The following is an 8215-nucleotide window of genomic DNA, read 5'->3' on the forward strand; positions in this document are numbered from 1 at the left end:
TTAAAAACAGGCGGCTTAGTCTAGTGCTCACACCTCTTCGCTGCAACAACTAGCCGTATCCGGATAACGAATCGCATGAATTTTCTCGCACACCTGCACCTCGCCCATCTCGCTGACAGCTCCCTTTCCGGTAATTTACTGGCCGATTTCGTTCGCGGCGACCCCGCCGGCGAGTGGCCCGCTGACGTCGTGGAGGGCATTTTTATGCACCGCCGGATCGATGTACTGACGGATAACCTGCCCGAAGTCACCGAAGCCAAAGGGTGGTTTCGTCCCGAAACGCGCCGGGTCGCGCCGATTACGCTGGATGTGATGTGGGACCATTTCTTGTCACGCCACTGGACGCAGCTGTCGCCCGAGCTGCCGCTGCCGGAGTTTGTCCGCTACGCCCACGCCCAGGTCTCGTTTATTTTGCCCGATTCCCCGCCGCGTTTTGTCAATCTCAACGAATACCTGTGGTCAGAGCGCTGGCTTGAACGCTATCGGGATATGGCGTTTATTCAGCGGGTTCTGAACGGTATGGCCAGCCGCCGTCCGCGGCTGGACGCCCTGCGCGACTCCTGGCAGGATCTGGATACCCATTACGATCGTCTTGAGCAGCAGTTCTGGCGCTTCTACCCGCAGATGATGGCGCAGGCGAAAAAAGGTGAACTGTAAAAGATTGCGCTTTTTTGGCAAAAGACTATTCTGAATAGCCGTTTCAAATAACGATTGATAGGCAAAACCTATATCATCGATTGTCAGCGTCACGTTGAGTTCGCCGGCGCCTCTCCCTATACTTGCCCGCGTTGCGTTCCAATTAACCTTAGTATTAACAGGAGAATCATATGGTTCTGGTTACTCGTCAGGCTCCGGACTTCACCGCGGCAGCGGTTTTAGGTAACGGCGAAATCGTTGAGAAATTCAACTTCAAACAGCACACCAGCGGTAAAGCCACCGTTCTGTTCTTCTGGCCGATGGACTTCACCTTCGTTTGCCCGTCTGAACTGATCGCGTTCGACAAGCGCTACGAAGAATTCCAGAAACGCGGCGTAGAAGTGGTTGGCGTTTCTTTTGACTCCGAGTTCGTCCACAACGCGTGGCGTAACACCCCGGTAGACCAGGGCGGCATCGGCCCGGTTAAATACGCCATGGTTGCTGACATCAAACGCGAAATCCAGAAAGCGTACGGTATTGAGCACCCGGACGAAGGCGTTGCCCTGCGTGGTTCCTTCCTGATCGACGCCAACGGCGTTGTTCGTCACCAGGTGGTTAACGACCTGCCGCTGGGCCGTAACATCGACGAAATGCTGCGTATGGTTGACGCGCTGCAGTTCCACGAAGAGCACGGCGAAGTTTGTCCGGCGCAGTGGGAAAAAGGAAAAGAAGGTATGGCCGCTTCTCCGGAAGGCGTCGCTAAATACCTGACCGAGAACGTATCCAGCCTGTAATCGGCGTACGTTCGGCAAAAGGCTCGCAGATGCGAGCCTTTTTTGTTTTATACGGAGCCGCTTTTTTTCACTTCGCGCCAGATTCGCCACGCCATCAGCGCCAGCACCAGGACGCCCACTATTAGCGCTCCCCATACCAGCAGCGTTTTCCAGCCGCTTTGCTGCTCGGTAGCCGACGTCGCCGTCAACCGCGCTTCACCGCCGAGGGTGACGCTCTCCTGGGCGATGGCCAGCGGTAGATCGCTTACAGCCTGCGTTTTGCGCAGCGACGCCGGGATCAGCATGTCCATGGCGACATCCGCCTTTGGCGCCGCCCGGTTGCCCCAGGCCAGCATATAAGGCCCTTTTCCCTGGGTATTAAAAACCAGCTGGTATTTGTCTCGCGCACCGCTTATCGCGGGCAGCGACGTCGGTAATCTGGCGTTAATCGTTGTGATCCGCACCGCTTCAACCGGCTGGCCTGAAAGTTGAATATCCTCCGAACGCTTGCCGTCCAGTCGATACAGCACGGTTTTGGTCAGCGGCTGCCAGGCTTCTTTTTCGCCGCTGCGCCAGGAGAGCGCGACCGGCAGAACCCCTTCGCTGGCCATCGATATCCTGAGCGAAGTCAGCGGCTGAGGCCGGGCCCAGCGCCAAACGGCTTCCTCATCTGAAACCTTGTTCGCCTGCGCATCAAGCTCAATGCGCGTAGACTCGGGCTCTCTGCGTTCGGCCAGGGCCGTCACGCTATTTAACACGACCGCCTTGCTTTGCGAATCGAGGATCACCAGCAGGTAACGATTCCCGTCCGCGGAGAGCGTCAGGTCAGCGCTAATGGTATCCATTTTCAAACGATCGCTATCGCGCGCCAGATCCATAAGGGGCGCATCCTCCTGGACAGGGCGCCAGTACTTCAAATCCCGACTGGAATAGACCGACGCTTTCCCCTGCCAGCTGCCCGCCAGCGCCGCCCAGTTCAGCCGCAGCTGAGCCAGCGCAAACGCGTCCGTTTTCTCCGCCGGCAGCGTCAGTAAGTAGCTCTGCCCGAGCGCCTTCGCATCATCGGTTTCCAGATGAATTTCGATCCCCGTTGTTGAACGCAGGACCAGCGATTCTCCGCCGCGTCGCCCCTCTTCGCGCGGCGGAACCGGCGACATCTCCAGAGGGAAAAGCCGCAGCGTCATCGCTTCAGGCGTAACGGGCTGCGCCTTCTGCACCTGCAGCGCGAACGGTACGGTCTCTCCCTGATGGTTAAATACCCGCACATCGCGCAGGTCAGGCCACGCCGTCCCCTGATAGAGCAGCGGGGAAAGCTCGACGCGATACCAGGGCGACGCGCCGGTGGTTTCCAGCATCACCCCCTGCATATAGTCCAGTGGTTTTTCTCGCGCTTCATCGCCGCTGACAGCCGCGCCCGTCACGCCCAGCAGCACGCTGCATAACACCGCTTTCATCCATTTCATTTTTCTTCTCCTGCTTTGGGCGGTAACGGGGAAAAATACCAGACGATCAGCACCAAAATAGCCACGCCGATAAACGCGACAGCGCGCGCCAGCCCGCCGCCGCGCGCGCTGTCCACCAGCATGAGTTTCACAATGACAACGCCTAACAACGCCGCGCCGCACAGCCATTCGCGGCGGGAGTGTCGCCGCGTCGCACGCAGCATGACCGCCAGCGCCGCCAGCGTCCAGACCAGAGCGAAAGTGGTCTGAATTAAGCGCGAATGCCACAGCGCCTCTATATTCCAGGCCACCTCGCCGTACCAGGCCAGGGCGCGCAGCAGCAGGCCATTCAGCCACCAGAAGCCGAGCGCCAGCAGCGCGACCGCGGGCCAGGGGCGGCATACCGATAGCTGCAGCGGAAAATAACGCCGCGAAACGCGATAAAATATCGTCAGCCCAAGCAGCGCGAAAGCGGCGCCCTCTTCCAGCGGGTTAATCAACGGCAAATAGGTCTGACCGTAGACCGTACCATCCTGCACGTTCGTCAGCGTTAGCAGGCATCCCAGCGCAACCGCCACCGGTATCATGGCCTGAGAGGCATACAGCCCAGGCCATACCCGGAATGGCCATATTTGCCGATGAACGGCTTCAGAGACAAGGAAGATCAGCCCCCCGCCTGCCGCCATCATTAATCCACTCGCCCAGGCCGACATCCCCCACGGCAAATCCCGGGTAAACCAAAACAGCTCCATCGCCAGCGCCAGCAACACCATCCAGAACAGCGACAGGTGGGCGAGCCTGTTTATGCGCGGCGGGAGCGAAGGCCCATCACGCCAGAGCAGCGCCACCGCCGCGGGCAGCGCCGCGCACCAGGCCAGATTTTGCCAGCCAGCAGCGAAAATCTGCTGTTGGGATAGCTGATAAAACAGCACTATCAGCATCATTGGCCACAACAACCATTTGCTGGCATCCAGCTCTTGCCAGACTAAACGCGCAGCGACCGCGCGCCAGCACCATACCGACGCGGCCAGCGTCGCCAGCACGCCAAATATAATCTGCGAGTCTTTACTCAACGCCAGCTGCGATGCGCCGACAAGCGCCACCACCCAGAACAGTAGCCCGCCCAAAAGCAGTCCTCCACTGGCGTGCACCTCAATGCTTCGCCACAGCCAGGCGGCGACCAGCCAGCTAAGACTGAGTACAGCGAAAATCAGCAGCAAAGAAAGCGGCGTGGCGTCATTTGCCTGCGCCCAGAGCGCGCTGCCAACCGCCAAAAAGAGTAGCGCAGTCCCACTATAGCTCATACGCCGCTGCTGCTGTTGCACGCCCAGCCAGAGGATCCCGAGCCCCTCCAGCGACCAGGCCATCGCGGTCCAGCGAGCCGAAAGCGCAAGGGGAATAGCAAGGGTGGTAAATGCGCCGCCGAGCGCCAGCGCGGCCAGTACCAGCGGCTTCCCTAAAGAGGGGTAGCGACGCAGTGCCAGCCAGGCTAAAGCCAGATAGAAGCCACCGTAGCCCAGCGCGCTGAGCGCCGGACCGTATTCCATATGCCGGGTGATAGCGTACTGCATACCAAAGCCGACCAGCGGCGGTGCAAACAGCAGAACGCCGTCAATAATCTGCTTACCCTTTTCCTGCGCCCGCAGCGACAGCGCCACGCTCAACACGCCAAAAATAATCGTATTGGCGATTAAGAACAGCTGGCAGCTCAGGTAATACTCTGGCCGATAATCATTCAGCCCCCACAGGCCACCGACGCCAAAGGTAAACAGCAGGCCAAGCAGATTAAGCTCCCGCCAGTGCTGGCGGATGCTGATGGCAAGAATGCCCACCGACAGCAGAAGATAGAATGAGAACAACGCCACATGACTGCCGCCGCCGGTAGAGAGCAGCAGCGGCGCAAGATAACCGCCAAGACTCGCCAGCATGGCCAGGCTGAGCGCTTTTTGCACAATCGCCAGCCCTACGCTCGCCGCGCAAATCACCACCAGCAGCGCAAACGCCAGAGTCATCGGCAGCATCTGCCACAGGCGAAAGGCGCCAAAAACGGTGAGATAGAGCGCCCCCATTGCCCCACCCTGTAAGATCAGGGCGTACATCGGTTGCTTATGCCGCAACCGCCATCCGACAGCCAGCAGGACAATGGCGAACAACGACGCCGCGACCAGACGCAACTCGAGGGGGAAAAGAGCGTGTTCCACGGTATAGCGCAGCAGAAAGGAGAGGCCAAGAAACAGCAGCAGGATCCCGAGCTTCGCCAGCGGGTTACCCTGCATAAACCAACGAACCAATGACGATACCATCCCGCCAAACGCGGAAGGTTGTTCGGTTTCAGGAGCCGATTTCGCCATCTGCTCCGGCTTCGGCGTTGGCTTCGGCTGCGAAAGCCATGGGTCAACGGCTTCCGCCACGGGCGCCGGTGATGGCTCGTGTTCTACCAGCGCTGTTGCGTCAACAGAGGCAACGACTTCCGGAGCAGTCGGCACGACGCCACTTGCCTCCGCCACCGGTGCCTGCGCAACGCCGCGCAGCTCAAGCTCCTCAACCCGACGCTGCAAAGCCGCCAGTTCCACACGGACCGCCGCGCTGCGCCTGAGCGCGGCAATCGCCACGAGCGGCCCAACCACCAGCCCACAGAATAAAATCACAGCGCCAAAGATCAGTAGATCATCCATGTTCTCACCTTCACTGTTTGAAGAGGGAGCAGAATGACACACATTGTCTTATCAGCGCTATCCGAGAAAATGAAAAAGGCCAATGAGGGCGTGGATGCTCTCATTGGCCTACCGGTACTAATAAGCGTCCGTCGCGCTAAAAAGCAAAGCAGGAGCAGCCGAGTACGCCCCAGAACGCCTGCTCATCGGCAACCGGAATCGCCGATTTGCGCGCAATATCATGCTGATGCCCATGTACGCCGCAGCTGCCGCAGCACTGGTGCATCTGAACTATCGCGCCGATATTCGCGGCCGTCGGCGGCGCGGAACGGTAATGGCCCGGAACTTTCACCACCGGCGACCACTCGGGCAGCACTGGAATGGGCGGCGGCGCCAGCGGCGAAAAGTGTCCCGCCGCGTACACCACCTTGCCGTCCACCACCGTCAGCACCGACTCGATCCCCTTGATTTCCTCTTCCGCGACGCTGAAGTAGTCTTTCGACAGCACCACCAGGTCGGCAAGCTGGCCTTGCTCAATGCGCCCTTTCTTGCCCTGCTCGCTGGAAAACCACGCGCTTCCCGCCGTCCACAGCTCCAGCGCCACGTCGCGCGGCAGGCGGTTGCTGTCGTCGTACATCGCCATCCCGCCGACGGTACGCCCTGATACCAGCCAGTAAAGCGCGGTCCACGGATTGTAGCTCGCCACGCGGGTGGCATCCGTCCCCAGACCCACCGGAACCTCCAGCTCGAGCATTTTCGCGACCGGCGGCGTATGTTTGACCGCGTCTTTACCGTAGCGGTCGACAAAATATTCGCCCTGGAAAGCCATACGGTGCTGCACGGCAATGCCGCCGCCCAGCGCTTTAACGCGTTCGATATTGCGCTCGGTGATGGTTTCCGCATGATCGAAGAACCAGTGCAGCCCGTTGAACGGAATATCGCGATTCACCTTCTCGAAGACGTCGAGCATCCGGCTGATGGATTCATCATAGGTGGCGTGCAGGCGGAACGGCCAGCGGTGTTCAACCAGATGGCGCACCACCCGCTCCAGCTCATCTTCCATCCCTTCCGGCAGATCCGGACGCGGCTGGAGGAAGTCTTCGAAATCCGCCGCCGAGAAAACCAGCATCTCCCCGGCGCCGTTGGCGCGGTAAAAATCGGTGCCCTGTCCCGGCTTGAGCATATCGGTCCAGCGCTCAAAATCTTCCAGCTCCTGCTTAGGCCGCTGGGTAAACAGGTTATAGGCGATACGTACGGTCATCTGCTCTTTGGCGTGCAGCTGTTCAATAATTTCATAATCTTCCGGGTAGTTCTGGAAACCGCCCCCGGCATCAATAGCGCTGGTCAGCCCCAGACGATTAAGCTCGCGCATAAACTGCCGCGTTGAGTTGACCTGAAGTTCCAGCGGCAGCTTCGGCCCTTTGGCCAGCGTCGAGTAGAGGATCATCGCATTGGGTTTGGCGATCAGCATCCCGGTCGGGTTGCCGTTACCGTCGCGAACGATCTCGCCGCCCGCCGGATCCGGGGTCTCTTTGGTGTAGCCCACCGCCTTCAGCGCCGCGCGGTTTAGCAATGCGCGATCGTACAGATGCAGGACAAATACCGGCGTATCCGGCGCCGCATCGTTAAGCTCCTCCAGCGTCGGCATCCGCCGTTCGGCGAACTGGAACTCGCTCCAGCCGCCGACCACCCGCACCCACTGCGGCGACGGCGTGCGGTCGGCCTGATCTTTTAGCATCCGCAGCGCGTCCGCCAGCGAGGGAACCCCCTCCCAGCGCAGCTCCAGATTGTAGTTCAGGCCGCCGCGGATCAGGTGCAGGTGGGAGTCGTTCAGGCCGGGGATCGCCGTATGGCCTTTGAGATCGATAATTTGCGTCCCGTCCGCGGCAAAGCTCATGATCCGATCGTGGCTACCGACGGCGAGAATTTTACCGTCAGCGATCGCCACCGCATCGGCCAGGGGATTTTGACGATCGAGAGTATGAACCCGACCGTGGGTCAGGATCAGTGTGGCAGTTTGCGACATAACGCACTCCTTCAGGAGACTGGCTCAGTTTTTCTTTAACCAGCCAGCAAACAGACGGGTCACGATGGGCATCCAGAACCAGACCACCAGCGCGACCACACAGGCATCATTGATCAGATGCAGCAACAGGCTTCCCTTCAGCGAGGGCAACAGTATTCCGGTTATTGACGGCACCAGGTTTGTACTGGGGAAAATCACCAGCAGGGTGATTAAAAATTGCTTCCAGCGTCGCGGCTGGCGCACGTTCGCCGCGGGGGGCGTAAACCAGAAGGCCGGTTCAGTCCGGACTTCGGTACGATCGCCTTCGCTCAGCAGCGGCGCAATTTCCGCCACCAGCTGGCGGCGGGTCTCCGACTGGGTCCAGGCGTAAAGATGCTCAATGGTGTCGAAGCGAATAATCACGCTCCATAAATTCTGCCCGGGGGCCGGACGAATGACGTTTGCGCCAAGATGGCCGGGAAACTCTGCCGCAATCGGCATAATTTTGCCCAGCCACGCTTCATACTGCTGGCCATGCTCCGGGTCGAGCACATGGCTGATCACCAGGGTCACCGATTTCTGTTGCGCCATTAAGAGTTCCTTGCTTCAGGGAATGGCGGGTTGTCCGCCGCCATTCGCTATACATGACCATACACAAAATCATTCATGCTGCGTCGAGGCGGCAAGGTTGTTCGTCCCCGGGAG

General features: G+C 59.6%; 6 protein-coding genes. 2 read left to right on the forward strand and 4 right to left on the reverse strand.

Translation table 11 applies throughout. The features are described 5' to 3' along the window. Positions 1 to 75: 75 nt before the first annotated feature. Together acpH and ABLV30_RS17170 are read left to right on the forward strand one after the other, a co-directional pair. A complete protein-coding gene (acpH, locus tag ABLV30_RS17165) occupies positions 76 to 657 on the forward strand; it encodes an ACP phosphodiesterase (RefSeq protein WP_014228156.1) in 582 nt (193 codons plus the stop codon). A 170-nt stretch (positions 658 to 827) separates the two neighbouring features. Then, positions 828 to 1430, forward strand: coding sequence for a peroxiredoxin (locus tag ABLV30_RS17170; RefSeq protein WP_004099418.1), 603 nt, complete (start codon positions 828 to 830; stop codon positions 1428 to 1430). 47 nt (positions 1431 to 1477) lie between these two features. On the opposite strand, the gene ABLV30_RS17175 is transcribed toward ABLV30_RS17170, so the two are convergent. From ABLV30_RS17175 to ABLV30_RS17190, 4 genes are all read right to left on the reverse strand, one after another. Next, positions 1478 to 2872 (reverse strand): DUF3999 domain-containing protein, encoded by a 1395-nt coding sequence (locus ABLV30_RS17175; RefSeq protein ID WP_265800639.1) that lies wholly within the window; start codon positions 2870 to 2872, stop codon positions 1478 to 1480. Further along, positions 2869 to 5526: a DUF2339 domain-containing protein gene (locus ABLV30_RS17180; RefSeq protein ID WP_348865632.1), complete on the reverse strand. Its 2658-nt coding sequence runs from the start codon at positions 5524 to 5526 to the stop codon at positions 2869 to 2871. The genes ABLV30_RS17175 and ABLV30_RS17180 overlap by 4 nt, the downstream gene beginning before the upstream one ends. A 136-nt stretch (positions 5527 to 5662) precedes the next feature. Further along, on the reverse strand, positions 5663 to 7531 hold the full coding sequence (locus ABLV30_RS17185; RefSeq protein ID WP_014228153.1) for an amidohydrolase: 1869 nt from the start codon (positions 7529 to 7531) through the stop codon (positions 5663 to 5665). 24 nt (positions 7532 to 7555) lie between these two features. Beyond that, on the reverse strand, positions 7556 to 8101 hold the full coding sequence (locus tag ABLV30_RS17190; protein ID WP_014228152.1) for an antibiotic biosynthesis monooxygenase: 546 nt from the start codon (positions 8099 to 8101) through the stop codon (positions 7556 to 7558). Positions 8102 to 8215 lie beyond the last annotated feature (114 nt).

Source organism: Klebsiella sp. CN_Kp113 (assembly GCF_040064585.1).
Taxonomy (GTDB): domain Bacteria; phylum Pseudomonadota; class Gammaproteobacteria; order Enterobacterales; family Enterobacteriaceae; genus Klebsiella; species Klebsiella michiganensis.

What these genes read in the sequence shown, in the direction of transcription:
- ABLV30_RS17175 (WP_265800639.1), bottom strand. Translation starts at nt 2,872, where the DNA reads ATGAAATGGATGAAAGCGGTGTTATGCAGCGTGCTGCTGGGCGTGACG.
- ABLV30_RS17170 (WP_004099418.1), top strand. Translation starts at nt 828, where the DNA reads ATGGTTCTGGTTACTCGTCAGGCTCCGGACTTCACCGCGGCAGCGGTT.
- ABLV30_RS17180 (WP_348865632.1), bottom strand. Translation starts at nt 5,526, where the DNA reads ATGGATGATCTACTGATCTTTGGCGCTGTGATTTTATTCTGTGGGCTG.
- ABLV30_RS17190 (WP_014228152.1), bottom strand. Translation starts at nt 8,101, where the DNA reads ATGGCGCAACAGAAATCGGTGACCCTGGTGATCAGCCATGTGCTCGAC.
- ABLV30_RS17185 (WP_014228153.1), bottom strand. Translation starts at nt 7,531, where the DNA reads ATGTCGCAAACTGCCACACTGATCCTGACCCACGGTCGGGTTCATACT.
- acpH (WP_014228156.1), top strand. Translation starts at nt 76, where the DNA reads ATGAATTTTCTCGCACACCTGCACCTCGCCCATCTCGCTGACAGCTCC.